The following is a 20,354-nucleotide window of genomic DNA, read 5'->3' as shown; positions in this document are numbered from 1 at the left end:
TTTTAGTCTGCTCTGACTGTGACATAGTGCCCGGGTGCGGGCTCTAGGATTGGATAACGTTGATTGCCCAGCCGAACCGGCGCACGCCGCATCGGCCCCGAGTGCCCGGCCAGCCATTGCAGCCAATCGGGCCACCAACTGCCTTTGGCATGTGTGGCAGACTCAAGCCACTCGGTGGGGGCGCTGGGCAAGACATCGACATCGGATGTCCAGTAGCCACGCCGGCCGCGATCTGGTGGATTGACGACGCCGGCAATATGACCGGATTCTCCGAGGACGAAGCGCAACGGCCCACGCAACAACAGCGTGGAGGCGTAGGCTGAGCCCCACGGCACAATGTGATCATCACGCGAGGCATATAGATAGCTTGGCATATCCAGCGTACGGAAATCGACCAACTGGCCACACACAGGCAATTGGCCTGTCTTGAGCCGGTTTTCGAGATATGTATTGCGGAAATACCAGGTAAAAAACGGACCTGGCAAATTGGTGCCGTCGGCGTTCCAGGCCAGCAAATCGAAAGCGCGCGGAGACTCGCCCATCAGGTAGTTGGCGTTGACGTAGTTCCAGACGAGTTCGGAGGGGCGCAGAAATGAAAAAGTGGTGGACAGCTCTCGGGCTGACATGAGCCCGCCCGCGCCCAGTTGCTGGTCTCGGGTACGCGCATGCCATTCATCGACAAACACATCCAGGATGCCGGTTTCACGAAAATCGAGAAATGTGGTGAGCAAGGTAAGTGCCGCCACCGGATCTTGCCCGCGCGCCCGCGCAACCGCCAGCGCAGTGGACAGCAGCGTGCCTCCTACGCAAAAACCCAGTGCGTTGATCTGTGGCTGACGGCTGATGTCGCACACCACCTGGATGGCTTTCAGGACACCGTCTTCGATGTAGTTGTCCCAGGCCATGGTATCGGTGCCGTCGGTGTCGTCGGGCCGCGGATTGCGCCAGGACACCATGTACACCTGAAACCCCGCCTGCAGCGCATGGCGCACCAACGAGTTGGCCGGCTGGAGATCGAGAATGTAGTATTTATTGATGCACGGCGGCACCATCAGCAAGGGCCGCCGGTGTACCTGAGTGCACTGCGGCTGGTACTGAATGATTTGCATCAGGGCATTTTGATACACCACCGAGCCAGGTGTAATGGCCAGGTTCTGGCCAGGCACAAACGCGGTTTCGTCAGTTTGTGTAATACGCCGGCGATGAAGATCGTGCAGCAGATTGGCCAGCCCTCGCTGAAGGGAGTCTCCGCCGGTGCGCAACAAGGCCTGCCGGGCATCGGGATTGCTGGCCAGAAAATTGGAGGGCGCGGCGGCTTCGGCCCATTGCATGATGGAGAACTGCAGACGCTCGCGGGCGGAGTCTGCAATGTCAGCAGATGCCGCCAGTTGCTGCAAGGCGCGCGTGAGAATCAGGTAGGCATGCGCAGAAAACAAGGCTTGGGGATCGTTGGCCCAGGCATCGGACGAAAACCGGCGATCAGTGGGCGGCACTAGCTTGCCCTGAGCCGCGGTTTGAAGAAGCAACTGCCAGGATTGCAGAAAATCAGCCTGGATGGCGGCGAGATGATCTACAGCAGCATGCGGGTTGATCTGCTGTGATGAATCGGTAATTGCCATGACATCCCCCGCAAAGTGAAGCCGTGCTTCTTGATATTGCTTTCAATCATTCTGACAGGCTGGATCAGGCCGTCAATCGGGGTAATCCGCGAGCATCAAGTCGTCTGGACTCATCCGCATCGTTGCCAATGCAATGATCATACCAGCCAGGCAACGGTGGCCTGGCGCCCTGTCTGTTTCTGCCGCCGATACGAAAAATACCGATCTGTCTGCTGATAGGTGCATTCGCCGCTGGCTTCGATGTGTGCGACGCCCGCGCATTGCAGCCGCGCACTGGCCAGGCCCGCAAGATCTGCCAGCCAGTGTCCGGGCCGCACGGACGGCATAAAACACGGTGCAAGCTGTGAATCCAACCGCAAAAAAGCCTCACGGACTTCGGGACCCACCTCGAATGCACGGGGGCCGATGGCGGGACCCAACCAGGCACGCCAGCCATGCGCATCGGGTGCCCGCCGACGCATTGCCGCCAGCGTGTTTTCGAGCACTCCCGCCACCAGGCCACGCCAGCCTGCATGCGCCACGCCCAGCACAGTGCCATCGGCATCGGCCAGCACAACAGGCAGGCAGTCAGCCGTCAGGATGGCTAGTGGAAGGCCACGCTGACGGGTCACCGCAGCATCGGCGCAAGGACCCAATATCGACACAGGCGGAACCGCAGCTGGGGGATCTGCGGCTTCGGGATCAGGTGCGCACCAGACCTCTGTGCCATGCACCTGATTAAGCCATTGGACAGGCCCGGGCAAAGCCACCTGCAGACGAGCACGGTTTTGCTGCACGGCAGATGGATTGTCGTGGACATGCAAACCCAGGTTCAGGCTATCCCAGGGCGCCTTACTGACACCGCCCGTGCGCGCGGTAGAAAAATATTGCACCCCTGACCACGGTGCTCCGCCGACTCCATGCACCCCCGGAGCCCATACCCGCAGTTTGCTCATGCACCCGCCTCCCAATCAATTTGCTCGCGCACCAATTCGAAGTCGGCCGGCAGGTTGGCCGTGAAGGCCTGCCACTGGGCAGTCAGCGGATCCTGAAAGCTCAGTGCCTGCGCATGCAGCATCTGGCGTTGGGCGCCGCCCAGGCCACGGCCACCGTATAAGGTATCACCCAGCAAAGGATGCTTCAGCCACGACAGATGGACACGAATCTGGTGCGTGCGCCCGGTTTCAAGATGGCAAATGATTTCTGTGACGGGCTGTTGTTCGCACTGTCCGCCTGCCTGCACTTGATAATGCGTAATCGCAACCTTAGGCGCGATCGGCCTGTCGGCACTCATGCGTACGGGCACACGCGAATCCCGACCGATGGGCGCATCCACCCGTCCCGACTGGCGCACCACACCATGCACCAGTGCGCGGTATTCGCGCTTGACCGTGCGTGCCTGCAACTGACGCACCAGCGCGGTTTGGGCGATGGCTGTACGCGCCACCACCAGCAGGCCCGAGGTATCTTTGTCCAGCCGGTGCACAATACCGGCCCGAGCCACCTGAAGGAGCTCCGGATAGCGGTACAAAAGGCCATTTAGCAAGGTACCGTGCCAGTTGCCAGCACCAGGATGTGTCACCAGACCGGCCGGTTTATTGACCACAATCCACTGTTCAGACTCCGCCACCACCAGAAAATCGACGGGTTCAGCGGTAAAGGCAAGGTCTTCAGGGGCCTGCTGTGGCCACACCTGTATATGGGCACCAGGGCCTACACGCGTGCGAATCTTGCCAACCACGCCATCCACCCGCACATGGCCTTGTTCAATCCATGTCTGCAAACGATTGCGCGAATGTTGCGGCAGCAAGCCTGCCAGCACCTTGTCCAGACGATCTGGCAGTGCCTGCAAGGGCAGGGTAAAGTGTTCGGGTTCGTCGGAATCGACGTCGTCGGAGGCAAACTCTGTGTCAGACATGGCGACAAATCATATAATCTGCCGACAATGCTAACACCTTGATCAAGGATGCCCCGTGGCCGTGCATGCACTCGTTTCAATGAAATCCATGTCTTCTGTTGCTCGGCTGGCGCTTGCCGGCCTGTGCCTGGCGCTGCTGGCAGCGTGCAGTTCCACGTCGGGCAATGTCGACCCCACGGCAGGCTGGAGCGCAGAACGTCTGTACAGCCAGGCCCGCTCTGACATGAGCTCAGGCAATTGGTCAGATGCCCGCAAAAACCTCGAAGCGCTCGAGGCCCGCTATCCCTTTGGCTTGTACGCCCAACAGGCACTGATTGACCAGGCCTATGTCAACTGGAAAGACGAAGAACCCGATCAGGCCAAGGCGGCCATCGACCGCTTCATGCAGCAATACCCCAATCACCCGGGTACCGACTACATGCTGTATCTCAAGGGCATGATCACCTTCACACCTCCCAGCGCGATTTTGTCCAACATTACGCGTCAGGACCCAAGCGAGCGCGACCCAAAAGGTTTACGCGAGTCGTACGAAGCGTTCAATGAGCTCATCAAGCGTTACCCCGATAGCCGCTACACGCCAGACGCACGCCTGCGGGCTGCCTGGCTGGTGAACACTATTGCCGAAAACGAAGTGCACGTGGCCCAGTACTACTACGAGCGCGGGGCCTATGTGGCCGCCGCCAACCGGGCGCAAACCGTAGTCACCGATTTTGAAGGCGCCCCGGTTGTCGAGAAAGCTCTCTATCTGATGATGCTCAGCTACCAGAAGTTGAACCTACCCAACCTCGCCGACGACGCCAAACGAGTACTGGATAAAAACTTCCCCGACAGCAAGTATTACAAGCAAGGCCTGGACGAGCCCAAAAACTACTGGAATCCCGTCAACTGGCTATAGACGGTAGGGCCATAGGCTGCAGGCGATAGGCGATAGGCCTTGCTTAATCGCCCACAGTAGCCGTGTCCGCCGTGGGAGTGTCAGGCACACCCGCATCTGACACTGCAGCGCTGCTTAGCAGCGGTGGCCGAGCCATAAAACCGGCTGCCACGGAGGGATCCCGCGTACGGGCAAACGGTGGCAGGCCCTGCCACAACAGACGGCCATACGGCTTATCCACCAACCGGCCATCTCCCACCATCAGTACCCCCCAATCCTGCTCTGACCGGATCAGGCGCCCTGCCCCCTGCTTCAGCAACAAGGCCGCCTGTGGCAACTGATATTCCATAAAGGGGTTTCCGCCCTCGGCCCGGCAGGCATTCAAGCGTGCCTCCAGCACGGGATCATCCGGTGGGGCAAACGGCAGCTTGTCGATCGCCACCAGGGTAAGCGCGTCTCCTGGCACGTCAATGCCCTCCCAGAAGCTCGTGCTACCTACCAGCACGGCATTGCCGGCAGAGCGAAACCGTTCCAGCAGCACACCACGAGTAGCCTCTCCCTGGCGCATCACCGGCCGGTCGGACAACAACATCTCACGCAGGAGAAAGTCGGCGACGCGGTCGACGGCCCGCAAGGTGGTGCACAACACCAGCACCCCACCTGCGCAAGCATCCACCAAGGGAAGCAAGGATTTTGCAAACGCGTCGATATACCCGGGATCATTAGGCCATGGTAGGTTCTGTGGCACATACAGCAAGCCTTGCGCCGGATAATCAAAGGGTGATTCCCAGTGTTCTGTATGCGCATCATGCAGCCCCAACTGGTGCTGAAAGTGGCTGAAATTGCCGCGTACAGACAAGGTGGCCGAGGTGAGTACCCAGGCCTGTTGCGGCTTGCGAAATCCGGAGAAAATACGGGCCACAGACAAAGGTGCCCGATGCAAGCGCACCGAATGCAGGCTGTGCTCAATCCAGCGTACGGCCGCATGATCCGCGGGCTCGGACTCGCCACGTGCCGGCTGGGTCCATTGCAGCAATCGCGCCCGCAGGGTACGCGCCACCCGGGCCGCCGTGGCAAGATCAGGATGACGATCTTCTTGCGTACCTAACGCGTCAGCCACCACATCCAGTGCTGCGCTCAAACTTTGCAAAGCGGCATCGAATGCCTCGACGTCCGGGATTTGCTCGAAGGTAGCCCTGCCACCCGGCATTTTGCTGACAGGGGCACTGACCAGGCGAAACGCTTTGGCAGCCGCGTCCAGCGCCTGGCAGTGCTCAGACCAGCGCATGGCCTCGCGGGCATGCGCCAGCCCGGCTGCCTCAGTTTGCCGCGCACAATCCAGAATTTGATGCAAGGATATGCTTTGGCCTAAAAACCGGGTCGCGGTTTCCGGCAACTGATGGGCCTCGTCAAATATCACCAGGCGTGTTTCAGGCAGGAGATCAGCGATGCCTTCTTCGCGCAGGGCCAGATCCGCCATAAACAAAGCGTGGTTGACCACCACCACATCGGCTTCCTGGGCATGGCGCCGGGCCTTGAGTAAGAAGCACTCGCGCACAAACGGGCATTCTTGCCCCAGGCAGTTTTCGCGGGTGGAGGTGACGCGATTCCAGATGTCGGCGGTTTCCGGGACGGCAGGCAGATCTGCTTTGTCGCCAGTGTCTGTTACCTGCACAAACTGGCGGATTTGCCGTAGCAAGCCGATTTCATCCCGGGATTTCAGCCCGCGATCATCCTGTTCGAGACGCTCGAGATGGTAGTGGCAGACATAGTTGCTGCGCCCCTTGAGCAAAGCCACATCCACCGACATCGACAACGCAGCCCGCAAGCGTGGAATGTCCCGGCGAAACAGCTGATCCTGCAGCGTGCGGGTACCGGTGGACACCAGCACCTTGTCGCCCGACAGGAACGCGGGCACCAGATATGCCCAGGTTTTACCGGTTCCGGTGCCAGCTTCCGCGATCAGTACTTCACCCGCATCGAGAGTTGTCTGGATGGCGTCGGACAGGGCCAACTGCGCCGGGCGCGGCGTGTAGGCTGGCAATTGACTGGCCAGGGGGCCATCCGGGCCAAATACCTTTGGAAGATCTGGGGAGGACATGAGCAAGGAGAACAGGCGTTAAGCCAGCGATACAAGGAACCGTTGATCCAATGATACGCTGGGGGGATTCGGGGTTTGTGCCACAGTATGGCAAAATGCGCCGCTTGATAGCCTTTATTTTAGGACGTCCGGATGTCCACTGCTGCTCTTCCCTCTACCGACCAAGTCGACCCTGCCCGTATTCTGCGTCTGCTCACTGCAGAACTGGACGCCCGCCCCGCACAGGTGGCCGCTGCGGTTGACCTGCTGGACGCTGGGGCCACGGTACCCTTTATTGCCCGTTATCGTAAAGAAGCCACCGGCGGGCTGGATGACACCGTATTGCGCCAGCTTGAAGTGCGCCTGCTGTATATTCGCGAGCTTGAAAGTCGCCGGCTGTCCATCCTGCAATCCATCGAGCAGCAAGGCAAGTTGAATCCAACATTGCACGATGCAATTCTGGCTGCCGACAGCAAGCAGCGACTGGAAGATCTGTACGCCCCCTACAAACCCAAACGCAGGACACGGGCGCAGATCGCCCGCGAGGCAGGATTGGAACCCCTGGCGGAACAGCTGCTGGGTACCACCGACGCAGACCCTGAAACTGCAGCAGCCGCATTTATCAACGCAGACGCAGGATTTGCAGACATCAAAGCCACCCTGAATGGTGCCCGCGATATCCTTGCCGAGCGTTTTGCCGAGCAGGCCGTGGTGCTGGAAGCCCTGCGCACGGAACTCTGGAACACTGGCCTGCTGTACGCCAAGGTGGTGGCCGGCAAAGAGCAGGAAGGTGAAAAATTTCGCGACTGGTTTGATTTCAGTGAAACCCTGCGCACCCTACCCTCGCACCGGATCCTGGCCTTACTGCGTGGACGCCAGCAAGGCGTGCTGGATCTGCATCTAGGGCTGGATCCCGAACGCGATGCCCTGGTACCCCACCCCTGCGTGGTACGCATTGCCGAGTTGCTGGCGCTGGACGCCCGCTTCGATACCCGGGCCACTGCGCGCGAGCACTGGCTGGCCGAAGTCTGCCGCTGGACATGGCGGGTCAAACTGCTGACCACCTTTGAAACAGAACTGATCGGGCAGCTGAGAGAAGCGGCGGAAGCCGAGGCCATCCGAGTCTTTGCAGCCAATCTGAAAGACCTGCTGCTGGCCGCACCGGCCGGCCCCAAGGCGGTGCTGGGCCTGGATCCGGGCATCCGTACCGGCGTGAAGGTAGCCCTCATCGACAGCACCGGCAAGCTGCTGGATACCGCCACCATCTACCCGTTTGAGCCACGCCGGGATGTCGAGGGCAGCCTGAACACATTAGCAACGCTGATCCGCCGCCATCAGATCCCTTTGATCGCCATCGGCAACGGCACGGCCTCACGCGAGACCGAGCGGCTGGTGGCCACCTTGCTGGAGCGCCACCCCGAGCTTTCTTTCGACCGCGTGGTGGTCTCCGAAGCAGGTGCGTCGGTGTATTCGGCCTCCGAACTGGCGGCACACGAATTCCCCGAACTGGATGTCAGCCTGCGAGGCGCTGTATCGATTGCCCGGCGCCTCCAGGATCCTCTGGCAGAACTGGTGAAAATCGAGCCCAAGGCCATCGGGGTAGGCCAATACCAGCACGACGTCAATCAGCGCGCGCTGGCGCACTCTCTGGATGCCGTGGTTGAAGACTGCGTAAATGCAGTGGGTGTCGATGTCAACACTGCCTCTGCCCCGTTGCTGACACGGGTATCCGGCCTGAATGCCGGCTTGGCACGCAATATCGTGCAGTGGCGCGAAGCCCACGGTGCCTTTGGCAACCGGCAAGCACTGCGCGACGTACCCCGTTTTGGTGACAAGGCATTTGAACAAGCTGCCGGCTTCTTGCGTATCCCCGGGTCGGACAATCCGCTGGATGCCTCGGCTGTGCACCCCGAAGCCTACCCTGTGGTCGAGCAGATTGTGCTCAAGGCCGGCAAACCGGTCTCCGAACTGATGGGTCAGGCGCAATCACTCAAGGGTTTGTCTCCGGCTGATTTCACCAGCGAACAATTCGGCCTGCCCACCGTCCGCGATATTTTTGCCGAACTGGAAAAACCAGGCCGTGATCCGCGCCCGGCATTCCAGACGGCACACTTCAAGGAAGGCATCCACGACATAAAGGATCTGCTGCCGGGCATGACGCTCGAAGGCGTGGTCAGCAACGTGGCCAATTTTGGGGCATTTGTAGACATCGGCGTGCATCAGGATGGCCTGGTGCACGTCTCTGCCCTGGCCGACAAATTTGTGAAAGACCCCCGTGATGTCGTGCGTGTCGGCCAGACCGTGCAGGTTAGAGTGCTGGAAGTGGACGTCGCACGCAAGCGGATTGCACTGAGCATGCGCAAAGATGATCCTGACACCCGGTCTGGGGGGGCACGTCCCACAGACAGCCGCAAATCCGGTCGCACCGAAACGCGCAAACCCGGCCATGCAGACACACACGCACGCCGCCCCGGCCGCGAGCCGGCAGCGGCACCCAACAACAGCGCCATGGCCGATGCCTTTGCGCGCTTGCGAGGCAAGAGCTAAGCGCATCTTTCCAGACAGCCGGGGCCTGGTCATTTGCTTAAACGGTGGCGGCCCTGGCGTGCTGGATGCCAAAGCGCCCGGTGCCCCACTCCAGCCAACCCAACGGGCGGCGCATCAGGAACAGCGCATCGAGCCCGATGCGCTGAGCCATGGCAGGCCCCTCGTGGGCGCCCAACACCAGCAGCGCACTGGCCCAGGCATCCGCCCGCATGCAATCTGGCGCCAGGACGGTAACAGATGCCACCGCGTGGTCTGCAGGCCGGCGCGCACGTCCATCCATGGTGTGAGACACCCACTGCCCCGGCTTGAAATGAATCCGATGGCGGTAATCACCCGACGTGGCAACGGCAATATTTTCGAGCTGTATCACGCCGTGCGCAGCGCGGATGCCCGCCTGGGGGCGCTCAAGCGCCACAGCCCAAGGCCTGCCGTCCGCGTGACCAGACAAGGCACACAACTCACCATCGAGCGACAGCAAGGCCCTGGCCACGCCATGCTGGCGCATCACAGCCGCCATTTTGTCTACTCCGTAGCCCTTGGCGATCCCGCATAAATCCAGAGTAAGCGGATGCGTTTTGCGAGCCCGGCTCGCAGCAACGTCCAATTCGAGAGACACATGAGCCGCCCGGAAACCAAGTGTCGCCCGCCGGATAGCTTCAGCATCGGGCTGCGTGCGCGACGCACCAAACCCCCAGGCTTCCACCAGGCCACCCACAGCGATATCAAAAGCACCGTTACTTTGTATGCCCACGTCCAACGCGCACGCCAACACCCGCGTCAGATCCAGCGGCAACTCAACCCACTGGCCCGGTGCAGAGCGATTCAGACGCATGAGATCACTGTCTGGCTTCCAGGTAGACATCTGATTGTCTACCTGATCGACCGCGTGCTGCAGATCCCGTTCAAGCAGGACACCATCCAGACCCGGCACTGGCTGGTAGCGGGCCGCCCAGCGGGTACCCATCGTCGCACCACTCAGGCTATGCTCGACCAGCACATCTGTGGCTCGACCCAATGTATGCAGCTGGTCCATATCAAAAGACATCTTCGGCATAACGGGCTCCAACACGCAAATTATCCACACAAAGCCCCAAGGGTTTAAGGATGTCATCGAGCGCATCGCGTACACCCTGCGCCATCAAGCGGCTGCCACACACTCGCAACACCGCCCCTTGTGACACCAAATCCTGCAGCCGTGCCGCATCCCGGCGCAAGGCATCCTGCACATAGCTGCCGTTTCCTACGCGCGAAAAAGCTGTTTTTAGGCCAGTGAGATGGCCTTTGCCAAGCCAGCGTTGCAGCGCCGAGCCAAATAAAAAATCTTTTTCAGGGTCTCGCCCACCAAAATATAAAAACATGGGTGCATGCTGGGAATTGCTCCGGATAAATCCCGCCAAAGGTGCAATACCGGTGCCCGCGCCAATCAAGATCACGGGCCGGGCTTCGGCGGCCAGCGTAAACCCCGGGTTCTGCTTCACAAATGCCTGTAAACAATCGCCAGGCTGCAAAGTGTGCAGATATTCTGAACACTGGCCACCCGGTACTTTTCTGACACAGATCTCCACAAAACCATCCGGGCGGCCTGAAGCCAGCGAATAATACCGGGGCACCTGAACCGTCTCGGACACAACACCCAGAAGGTCTCCGGCCTGAAACGCAGGCATGCCACGCCCGCGCAACCAGTCTGTGAGGTGCACCTTGGGCCAACCCAGCCGCAGGATAACGACAGCCCCCGTCGCCTCATCGGAATAATCCGTGCGCTCCAGTACCGTAAGCGGATGGGTCGCCGGTACCCGGGCAAGCATTTTCAGGACTAGCGGTTCGACCAAGGCATCAGACACGGCCCTGACCCAGCGCTCAAACGCTTGCACGTTTTGCTGATGAATCGCCTCAAAAGGAAGCAAGCCACGCCATCCCCGAGTCCTCAAAGACTCTTCAATGGCACGCGCATAGGCACAAAAACGGGGAAACTGGCGATCACCGAACCCCAGCACCGTCACCGACGCCTGGCCGGCCGGCAGTGCCCGAATCTTATTCAGTGCATGCGCGGCAGGCGCGGGGGCCTGGCCGTCGCCATAGGTAGCCGCGAACACAAACACATGCCGGGCAAAAGGCGGAACATCAAAGGCTGCCAGAGGCGCGGTATGCACTTTGTGTCCGCGCTGCACCAAGGCATTGTGCAGCGCCTGAGCAAACCCCCAGGTGGAACCGGTTTCACTGGCCACAAAAATCAGCATGTCAGCCTGACTGACTGCTGTATTGGCAGATATCGTGGGTATCAGGCTACGGTGCTGCGCGCGCACGAGCATGCCTGATATCCAAAACATGGGCATCGACAGGCCCAGCAAAGCCAGTACCATTGCCCAGCCCCACCCGCCCTTGCCCGTGTGAAGGGTGTATATCCAATCATTCAGTCGCTGTGGAACGCCGTAGGCAGACCAGGCAAGCATCACGCCTGTCTTGCGATCAATCGCACCTTCACCCTCGGAAGTACGTACCGTCCAGACATCCTCAGGCACCCCTGGCTCGGGCAGCTCCAGCGAGCGCAACTGACCGACTGGCAGAGCCTGCAGAAACGGAATGCGCGCCGCCGGGAGGTCCGACTCATCCACACGGGCAGACTGCACCTCAGGAAGCGGTGGCGCATCGACTGAAAAAAGGCCGAAGCTGGTTGCGCTCATCCACAAAGCCGTGGCAGACGACAGCAACAAGCCAACCACCAGCACACGGCCAGTCCAGGTGTGGAGCCGATGAACGCCCGTGCCGCGCACCCTGCCAAGGACCTGTCGCCAGCCACCAAGCTGACGCACCAGCAACACTGAACCCGAAACGGACAAGACCAGCAAGGCAAAAGCGGCAAATGCAGTAACCAGCCGCCCCGCATCTCCAAGAAGTAGCGAGCGGTGCAAATTGCGCAACCAGCGCTCGGTACTGGAGGCCTGATACGCTCCCAGTACATTTCCGGTTGTGGGATCCAACTGCTGGGCATGAGATCCCGCAGCATCAAAGGAATACGCCAGGACGGCCCCTGCCGGCTGACGCCGGAGCGCTTCCAACCCCGGAATATCAGACTGCGCACGCTGCACCAACCCGGCCACCGAAGCCTGCTGGTCATACGATGGCGCCACCCAGGCATCTTTGACCGGAAAGAAGGCCAACATTGCACCAGTCAGGCCAAGCATCAATAACAGGGCACCCGACCACAGCCCCAGCACCCGATGGATTTTTCGCGCATTCATCTGGCTCACCGCACCTGATAAGACATCGATTTCACGTATTGACGGCCCGGCCCACTGGTGGACATACCCTCACTGCGCAAAGGCACGCGCACATCCGAGGGACTATCCCGCAGGTCTTCCACTGCTGCATCAATGTGAATTTCATAGCCCGCATCGAACAGGGCATCGGCCAGATCGGCACTGATCGTCAGGGAGCGTCCCTCGCCGACACTTGCCCCGGTGACACCATCCAGCCGGGAGGCATCACTGGCAGACAGGCGCTGCCAATTGGAAAGATGCTTGTAATACTTGGCCTTGCCTCCGGCCACCCACAAGGTACCTGCATAAGCACCCGCAGGGTTGATGAGGTAGACCGCCAAATATGCACCGTCTCCCCCATAACGCTGCAGTGTTGCCGAGAGATCCACGGTGCGGCTATGCGCCAGTGTAGGGACAGCCAACGTAGCGGCTGTCAGGGCGTAAACACCCAAATGATGTTTTGCTTGCATGCTGCGTGCTCCTGTCCTTGCCACTGCCCGATAGCAGTGATGAGGTCAGGATACGCAGCTCAATATTGACCAGAGATGAACATATTCCGGCAACGCCAAAAAACAGTTTGGCGGGTCAGATCACGCCATCTGCCCGCAAGTGGTCAATCTCCGAAGTTTCCAGGCCCAGCACCTGAGACAGCACCTCAGCCGTGTGAGCCCCCAGGCCGGGAGGCGGCAGGCGGTAATCCACCGGAGTATCCGACAAGCGGATGGGGCTGGCCACCAGCGGCACCGACCCGGCTTCGGGGTGTGCCATATCAATTTTTAGCGCCCTGGCCTTCACCTGCGGATCTTCGAAGACCTGTGCCATCGCATTGATGGGCCCACAGGGCACCGCACGGGACTCAAGTGCCTGCACCCACTGGGCGGTGGTGCGCGCCGTGGTGATATGCCGCAGGATGGGGATAAGTTCATCCCGGTGTTCAACACGGGCGCGGTTGGTGGCAAAGCGTTGATCGCTGGCAAGATCCGGTTGCCCGGCTTCCTCGCAGAACCGGACAAATTGCCCATCGTTGCCAATGGCCAAGATCATGTAGCCATCCGCAGTGGGGAAATCCTGATACGGCACAATACTGGGGTGTGCATTGCCCATGCGGCCGGGGCTTACGCCAGTGGCCAGATAGTTCATGGCCTGATTGGCCAGGCAGGCCACTTGCACATCCAGCAAGGCCATATCAATGTGCTGGCCCTGGCCGGTGGTGGCGCGGGCTGCCAGGGCCGCCTGGATGGCATTGGCCGCATACAAGCCTGTCAGGATGTCGGTAAGCGCCACCCCTACCTTTACCGGCCCGCCACCCGGCTGGGTATCCGGCTGCCCAGTGACACTCATCAGGCCACCCAGCCCTTGTATCAAAAAGTCGTAGCCGGCACGTGGCGCATAGGGGCCGGTTTGGCCAAACCCCGTAATCGAGCAATACACCAGGCGCGGATTAAGCGCATGCACGCTGGCGTAATCCAGCCCGTAGCGGGCCAGGCCACCCACCTTGAAGTTTTCAACCAGCACGTCCGACTGACTCACCAACTGGCGAATCAAGGCCTGGCCTTTTTCGGCCGCCATATCCACAGTAACCGAGCGCTTGTTGCGATTGGCGCACAAATAGTATGCCGCCACGCGAGAAGCCTGGCCGCTTTCGTCCGGCATCCAGGGTGGGCCCCAGCCACGGGTATCATCCCCCTGCCCTGGCCGCTCGATCTTGATGACATCAGCGCCCAGATCACCCAAAATCTGGGTGGCCCACGGCCCAGCCAGCACCCGGGACAAATCCAGCACTCGAATCCCCGACAAGGCCCCCACCGGGGTACCCGCCACAATTGCCGTATCGCTATGCGTCATGAGGGACTCAGTTGGCAAATGCCGCAATACCAGTGATGGCGCGTCCAAGAATCAGGGCATGGACATCGTGGGTGCCTTCGTAGGTATTGACGACCTCAAGGTTGACCAGATGACGGGCGATGCAGAACTCGTCGGAGATCCCGTTACCACCCAGCATGTCGCGCGCCGTGCGGGCAATGTCCAGCGCTTTGCCACAAGAATTGCGCTTGATGATGGACGTGATCTCGACGGGTGCCTGGCCTTCGTCTTTCAGGCGGCCCACTCGCAGCACGGATTGCAGCCCCAAGGTAATTTCCGTGAGCATGTCCGCCAGCTTTTTCTGGATCAGCTGATTAGCGGCCAGAGGCCGCCCAAACTGCTTACGATCAAGCACATACTGGCGTGCGGTTTCGTAGCAGGCCTCGGCGGCCCCCAGGGCTCCCCAGGCAATCCCGAAACGAGCGGAATTCAAGCAGGTAAATGGCCCTTTGAGGCCACGAACCTCTGGAAACGCGTTTTCTTCGGGCACAAAGACTTCGTCCAGCACAATCTCGCCGGTAATCGAGGCCCGCAGCCCCACCTTGCCATGAATAGCGGGGGCAGACAGGCCTTTCCAGCCTTTCTCAAGAATAAAGCCGCGAATATCCCCGGCATCGTCCTTGGCCCAAACCACAAAGACATCGGCAATCGGACTGTTGGTAATCCAGGTCTTGGCACCCGACAGCTGATAGCCACCAGCTACTTTTTTAGCCCGCGTAACCATGGAGCCCGGATCGGATCCGTGATCGGGCTCAGTGAGACCAAAACAGCCAATGGATTTGCCACTGGCCAGGCCCGGCAGATATTTTTCTTTTTGTGCCTGTGTGCCAAATGCATTGATGGGCACCATCACCAGTGAGCTTTGCACACTCATCATCGAGCGATAGCCGGAATCGACGCGCTCGACCTCACGGGCAATCAGGCCATAGCTCACGTAATTGAGCCCCGCACCACCGAATTCTTCGGGGATGGTTGCGCCCAGCAGGCCCAGTTCGCCCATTTCACGAAAAATGCCGACATCGGCTTTTTCGTGGCGAAAAGCCTCTTGCACCCGAGGCAGCAACTGATCCTGACAATAGGCCCGGGCGGCATCACGCACCATACGTTCGGTATCGGTCAGCTGCTGATCCAGCAAGAGAGGATCAAGCCATTGAAATTGAGGGCGAGACGAAGACATGCGAGAGCTCCTGAAAGATCAAGTGATGATTTTGCATCCTACCGACATGCCTATTACGAATCAAGCCATATAATTTGACTAATCTGTGAGTTAAATTCACTTCTTAGTCTGATTTTTGGATCTCGATGCGTAAGCGCCTACCTAACACCAGTACATTGCAAGCATTCGAGGCTGCCGCCCGGCATCAAAGCTTTACGCACGCGGCTCAAGAGCTCTCCCTCACCCAGGGTGCGATTTGTCGCCAGATTGCCTCACTGGAAAGCTTTGTGGGGGTGCCCCTGTTCTACCGGATCCGGCGCGGCGTACGCCTAACAGACGCGGGCGCGCGCTATGCCCGAGTAATCCGGCGCAGGCTGGACGCGATCGAGCGCGATACCCTGGCCATCATGGCACACCAAACTGGCGGTGTGGTCGAACTGGCCACAGTGCCTACCTTTGCCACACGGTGGTTACTGCCCCGCCTGGCCCAAAGCCACGACATTGCAACCAGCCTGCAGGTAAACATGGTTACCCGCACACGCCCATTTTTGTTTGACGAAACCGACTTCGACGCCGCTATTTACTCGGGCGACCCCGCCTGGCCGGGCACGCAGGCGTATTTCCTGATGCATGAAAACCCGCTGCCTGTATGCAGCCCGACACTGGCCAATGGCCCCCTCGACGTCGCAACCATCTCCACCCTACCATTACTGCAGCAAAGCACCCGCCCCACAGCCTGGCGCGACTGGTTTGCTTCAGCAGGCACCCATGTGCCTACAGCCATGGCGGGGATGCGTCTGGAACTGTTTTCGATGTTGTCACAGGCGGCAACCGATGGTCTGGGTGTTGCGCTGATCCCGCCATTTCTGATCCAGCAAGAGCTCGCTAGCGGCAACTTGCACATCCTGAACACACACTCGGGCCCAGGCAAGCGGGCGTTTCATCTGATCGTGCCCGAAAGCAAAACCGACTTGCCCGCTTTAGTGCAGTTTCGCGAGTGGCTGATCCGTCAAGCTTCAGATTTGGCGCAAGGCGGCCTGGATATCAGCTAGCTGATCTGCGGGAACCCGCGCCCAGCAATGCTCACCGGATCCCAGCACAACATACCCCTGGGCATCCACAGGAAACATGGGTAAATCTGCCCCAGCCAACGCCCGGCTGACCTGATTGAGCAACTTGGGGTCGTCGAAGGCCTCGGATAACAGAAGCTCGGTGCCATCGGCTGCAAACAGGCGCTGGCGAAACCGCCCGTCTTCGTCTCGAAACGACACCAGTCGGGCCTTGACGGCCTTGACGCCGCTGGCCTTTTTACCCGCCACAGGTGCGGCTTGTCGCAAGCCTACAGCCTCACGCAAGCGATCCATGAACGGCACCGCAATTTCGCGGGCCTTTCGCGCACCCGCCTGCAAGATATCTTCGATGCACTCGGGATGCGCCATCAACTCTGCATAGGGTTCACGCATCGGGCCGATTTGCGCCTCGATTTGCTCGTAAAGCGCCTGCTTGGCTTCGCCCCAACCCAAACCGCCCTCAAGTGCCGTCTTGAAAGACGTCGTCTGGGCTGCACTGGCAAATGCCCGATACAGGGTAAACAGGTGAGAGGCGTCGGCATCCTTGGGCTCGCCCGGCAGGCGGGAGTCGGTGACGATCTGAGCAATGGCCGATTTAAGGGCCTTGGCTCCGCCCTCAAAAAGCGGGATCGTATTGTTATAGCTTTTGGACATCTTGCGGCCATCCAGGCCCGGCAAGGTAGCCACCTCTTCATCAATCTGCACTTCGGGCAAAACAAACAGATCCTGGCCACCGCCGTACAGATGATTGAAGCGCTGGGCAATATCCCGCGTCATTTCCAGGTGCTGGATCTGGTCTCGCCCTACCGGCACCCGATGGGCATTGAACATCAGGATGTCGGCCGCCATCAACACTGGATAGGAAAACAATCCCATCGTCACCCCGTCGTCGGGGTCTTCGCCTTTGAGCTGATTGGCATCCACCGAGGCCTTGTAGGCATGCGCACGGTTCATCAAGCCCTTGGCCGTCACGCAGGTCAGCATCCAGCAGAGTTCGGGAATTTCAGGCACATCCGACTGTCGATAAAACGTGACACGCTCGGTATCCAGCCCTCCCGCCAGCCAGGTGGCTGCAATCTCCATGCGCGAGCGGGCCACCCGGGCAGGATCCGCACATTTGATCAGCGCATGAAAGTCCGCAAGAAAGAAAAAGGCATCAACATCAGGCTCGGTGCTGGACTGAATGGCAGGCCGGATGGCGCCTGCATAATTGCCCAGATGGGGCGTACCAGACGTTGTAATACCGGTAAGCACCCGGTGAGCGGACTGCGGTGTTGCGGAGGTGTTCTGCATGTGCCTGATCAATTTCAAGAAAAGAATGCCCAATCGTACCGCAGCGCGACGCCGGCAAGCCGGGGCATCGCGGGCGCCACTGGCCCGTTACAGCACGACAGCCGCGCGCCGGACTTCTGCCAGATATTCGTGAGACTGCATTTCCATCAGGCGCGACACCGTACGGGTGAATTCGTTGGACATTGGCCCTTCTGTGTACAGTGCATCCGGCGGGCATTGCGCCGACAGGATCAGCTTCACTTTGTGGTCGTACAAAACATCCACCAACCAGGTAAAACGTCGGGCCTCGGAGGCCTGCCTGGGTGCCATACACGGGACATCCGACACAATAATCGTCTGAAAGCGATCAGCCAGATCCAGGTAATCGTTTTGCGAACGCGCGGTGCCGCACAAGGCCATGAAATCAAACCATACCACTGTGCCAGCCAGCGCCACGGCCTGAATCTCGCGATTTTCAATCTGCAGCACTGGTTTTTGTTCGGCCGTATCCGCCAGACGATCAAAGGCCGAGCGCAGTTCGTCGTGTGTGCCGGCAACGATTGGCGTGATATAGGTGCGCAGCTCAGCCAGCGTCCGACGGCGGTAATCGACACCCGCGTCTACATTCAGCACATCCATTTGCTGCTGAATCAGTGCAATGGCCGGCAAAATGCGATCCCGGTGCAAGCCATCGGGATACAGGGTGGAAGGCTCGTAGTTGGAGGTCATGACAAATGACGTCCCGTACTCGAACAGCCGCAACAGCAGCCGGTACAGGATCATGGCATCCGCCACATCCGACACATGAAACTCGTCGAAACAGATCAAGCGATAGCGCTTGGCGATATTGCGGGCCACGTGATCCAGGGGATCTTGTTCGCCACTGACTGCCTGGATTTCGCGGTGCACACCACGCATGAACTCGTGAAAATGCAGACGCACCTTACGCTTGACAGGCACTGTCAGGTAAAAGGCGTCCATCAAAAAGCTTTTGCCCCGGCCTACCCCGCCCCACAGGTACACGCCGCGCGGCACGGCGGGGTGTAAAAACAGCTTTTTGATCCGGCTGGAACGTTGATGCTTGAACTCGATCCAGTCGTCATAATATTGCTGCAAGCGCTGTACCGCTGCACGCTGGGCTTCGTCAGCGACGAAGCCCCTTTCGTGCAGGGCCTGCGCGTAATACGCGCTGACATCCATCGGGCAACTTACAGATTAAGCGTACGCTTGTCTACCGCCAATGCGGCTTCTTTCACGGCTTCGGACAAGGTGGGATGCGCGTGGCAGATTCGGGCGATGTCTTCGGCTGCACCACGGAACTCCATGATGGTGACCGCTTCGGAGATCAGCTCGGAGGCCATGGGCCCCACAATATGCACACCCAGTACTTCGTCTGTCTTGGCATCGGCCAGAATCTTGACGAACCCGGTGGTGTCGCCCAGAGCACGTGCCCGGCCATTGGCCATGAACGGGAAAGAGCCCGACTTGTACTCGCGCCCGTCGGCTTTCAGGGCCTGTTCTGTCTTGCCCACCCAGGCAACCTCGGGCGAGGTGTAAATAACCCAGGGGATGGTATCGAAATTGACGTGCCCATGTTGACCGGCAATGCGCTCGGCAACCGCCACGCCTTCTTCTTCGGCTTTATGTGCCAGCATCGGCCCACGTACCACATCGCCCACCGCCCAGACGTTGCTGAGGTTGCTGCGGCAGTGCTCGTCGACCACGACAAAACCACGATCGTCGAGCTTGAGGCCAACAATATCAGCACCCAGACCATTGGTATTGGGCACACGCCCGATGGATACGATCAGACGATCCACTGCCAGTTTTTGCTCGGCGCCTGCTGCGTCGGTGTATTGGAGATTGACGCCCTTGGCTGAAGTCTTGACCTCGCCGATACGCACACCCGTCTGGATGGCCAGACCTTGCTTGCTGAGTGCCTTCTGGGCTTCTTTGGCCACATCGCGATCCACTGCGCCGAGGAAATCGGGCATGGCTTCGAGGATGGTGACTTCGGAGCCCAGGCGGCGCCAGACACTGCCCATCTCCAGCCCGATCACACCGGCACCGATGATGCCCAGTTTTTTGGGAATATCAGGAATACGCAAGGCGCCATCATTGGAGAGGATGCGGTCTTCGTCAAAGGCAAGCCCGGGAAGCTCGCGGGCGTTGGAACCTGTTGCAACCACTACATGACGGCCTTCGAGGTCTTCTTCGGTTTTACCCGCTACCTTCACAGACCAGCCAAAATCAGTTTTGGCTACCAGAGAACCCGTACCGTGGAAGAAAGACACCTTGTTCTTTTTAAACAGATAAAGGATGCCTTCGTTGTTTTGCTTGACCACTGTGTCTTTGCGGCCCACCAGCTTGGCGAGATCGAGGCTGACGCCCTTGGCGGTAATGCCATGCTCGGCGAAATGGTGGTTCAGCTGTTCGTAGTGCTCGGACGACTGCAACAAGGCCTTGGAGGGGATGCAGCCCACATTGGTGCAGGTGCCACCAGGCGCGGGCTTGCCCGCTGCGTCAGACCACGCATCCACGCAGGCCACCGACAACCCCAACTGGGCCGCACGGATGGCCGCAATATAGCCACCAGGGCCGGCGCCGATCACGATCACATCAAATTGTTTTGCCATGCTTATCTCTTGAAAAATGGGGATACCGCAGCGGGTATCCGGTTGGCACCCAATAAGCCTGTGCGCCGGATCAATCGTGACCC

The 20,354-nt window shown here is 59.6% G+C and carries 15 protein-coding genes; 3 read left to right on the top strand and 12 right to left on the bottom strand.

Going from position 1 to position 20,354, the window contains the following annotated elements; translation table 11 throughout:
* Positions 1-2: 2 nt before the first annotated feature.
* The 3 genes from WA928_RS06890 to WA928_RS06880 form a co-directional block, all read right to left on the bottom strand.
* Positions 3-1,619, bottom strand: a complete 1,617-nt coding sequence (locus tag WA928_RS06890; protein WP_424301363.1) for a PHA/PHB synthase family protein — start codon at positions 1,617-1,619, stop codon at positions 3-5.
* Positions 1,620-1,756: 137 nt separating this feature from the next.
* On the bottom strand, positions 1,757-2,554 hold the full coding sequence (pgeF, locus tag WA928_RS06885) for a peptidoglycan editing factor PgeF (protein ID WP_424301360.1): 798 nt from the start codon (positions 2,552-2,554) through the stop codon (positions 1,757-1,759).
* Positions 2,551-3,516, bottom strand: a complete 966-nt coding sequence (locus tag WA928_RS06880; protein ID WP_424301357.1) for an RluA family pseudouridine synthase — start codon at positions 3,514-3,516, stop codon at positions 2,551-2,553. Before WA928_RS06880 ends, pgeF begins: the two co-directional genes overlap by 4 nt.
* A 79-nt stretch (positions 3,517-3,595) precedes the next feature.
* Here WA928_RS06880 and WA928_RS06875 point away from each other — a divergent pair, with 79 nt between their 5' ends.
* A complete protein-coding gene (locus tag WA928_RS06875; protein WP_424301354.1) occupies positions 3,596-4,411 on the top strand; it encodes an outer membrane protein assembly factor BamD in 816 nt (271 codons plus the stop codon).
* Positions 4,412-4,454: 43 nt separating this feature from the next.
* Here WA928_RS06875 and WA928_RS06870 read toward each other — a convergent pair whose 3' ends face one another.
* Complete coding sequence (locus tag WA928_RS06870; protein WP_424301351.1) at positions 4,455-6,491, bottom strand: ATP-dependent DNA helicase; 2,037 nt, start codon at positions 6,489-6,491, stop codon at positions 4,455-4,457.
* Positions 6,492-6,623: 132 nt separating this feature from the next.
* Here WA928_RS06870 and WA928_RS06865 point away from each other — a divergent pair, with 132 nt between their 5' ends.
* A complete protein-coding gene (locus WA928_RS06865; protein ID WP_424301348.1) occupies positions 6,624-9,017 on the top strand; it encodes a Tex family protein in 2,394 nt (797 codons plus the stop codon).
* Between the two features lie 37 nt (positions 9,018-9,054).
* On the opposite strand, the gene WA928_RS06860 is transcribed toward WA928_RS06865, so the two are convergent.
* From WA928_RS06860 to WA928_RS06840, 5 genes are all read right to left on the bottom strand, one after another.
* A complete protein-coding gene (locus tag WA928_RS06860; RefSeq protein WP_424301345.1) occupies positions 9,055-10,071 on the bottom strand; it encodes an FAD:protein FMN transferase in 1,017 nt (338 codons plus the stop codon).
* Positions 10,052-12,256 carry a PepSY domain-containing protein gene (locus WA928_RS06855; protein WP_424301342.1) on the bottom strand — a complete coding sequence of 735 codons (2,205 nt, stop codon included), beginning with the start codon at positions 12,254-12,256 and terminating at the stop codon, positions 10,052-10,054. The genes WA928_RS06860 and WA928_RS06855 overlap by 20 nt, the downstream gene beginning before the upstream one ends.
* 5 nt (positions 12,257-12,261) lie before the next feature.
* Positions 12,262-12,744, bottom strand: a complete 483-nt coding sequence (locus tag WA928_RS06850) for a DUF2271 domain-containing protein (RefSeq protein WP_424301339.1) — start codon at positions 12,742-12,744, stop codon at positions 12,262-12,264.
* 115 nt (positions 12,745-12,859) lie between these two features.
* Entirely contained in the window at positions 12,860-14,119 is a 1,260-nt protein-coding gene (locus WA928_RS06845; RefSeq protein WP_424301336.1) for a CaiB/BaiF CoA transferase family protein, read from the bottom strand.
* 7 nt (positions 14,120-14,126) lie between these two features.
* Positions 14,127-15,314: an acyl-CoA dehydrogenase gene (locus WA928_RS06840; protein WP_424301333.1), complete on the bottom strand. Its 1,188-nt coding sequence runs from the start codon at positions 15,312-15,314 to the stop codon at positions 14,127-14,129.
* A gap of 125 nt (positions 15,315-15,439) precedes the next feature.
* On the opposite strand from WA928_RS06840, the gene WA928_RS06835 reads away from it, so the two are divergent.
* Complete coding sequence (locus tag WA928_RS06835; protein WP_424301330.1) at positions 15,440-16,345, top strand: LysR substrate-binding domain-containing protein; 906 nt, start codon at positions 15,440-15,442, stop codon at positions 16,343-16,345.
* Here WA928_RS06835 and WA928_RS06830 read toward each other — a convergent pair.
* The 3 genes from WA928_RS06830 to lpdA form a co-directional block, all read right to left on the bottom strand.
* Entirely contained in the window at positions 16,310-17,656 is a 1,347-nt protein-coding gene (locus WA928_RS06830) for a tryptophan--tRNA ligase (RefSeq protein ID WP_424301327.1), read from the bottom strand. The genes WA928_RS06835 and WA928_RS06830 overlap by 36 nt on opposite strands.
* 87 nt (positions 17,657-17,743) lie before the next feature.
* A complete protein-coding gene (zapE, locus tag WA928_RS06825; protein WP_350380686.1) occupies positions 17,744-18,835 on the bottom strand; it encodes a cell division protein ZapE in 1,092 nt (363 codons plus the stop codon).
* Positions 18,836-18,843: 8 nt separating this feature from the next.
* Entirely contained in the window at positions 18,844-20,271 is a 1,428-nt protein-coding gene (lpdA, locus tag WA928_RS06820; protein WP_424301323.1) for a dihydrolipoyl dehydrogenase, read from the bottom strand.
* Positions 20,272-20,354: the final 83 nt, after the last annotated feature.

Source organism: Castellaniella sp., assembly GCF_049651205.1.
GTDB lineage: Bacteria > Pseudomonadota > Gammaproteobacteria > Burkholderiales > Burkholderiaceae_B > Castellaniella.
The sequence above is the reverse complement of the archived record's forward strand: the minus strand, read 5'-3'. Positions and strand labels throughout refer to the sequence as shown.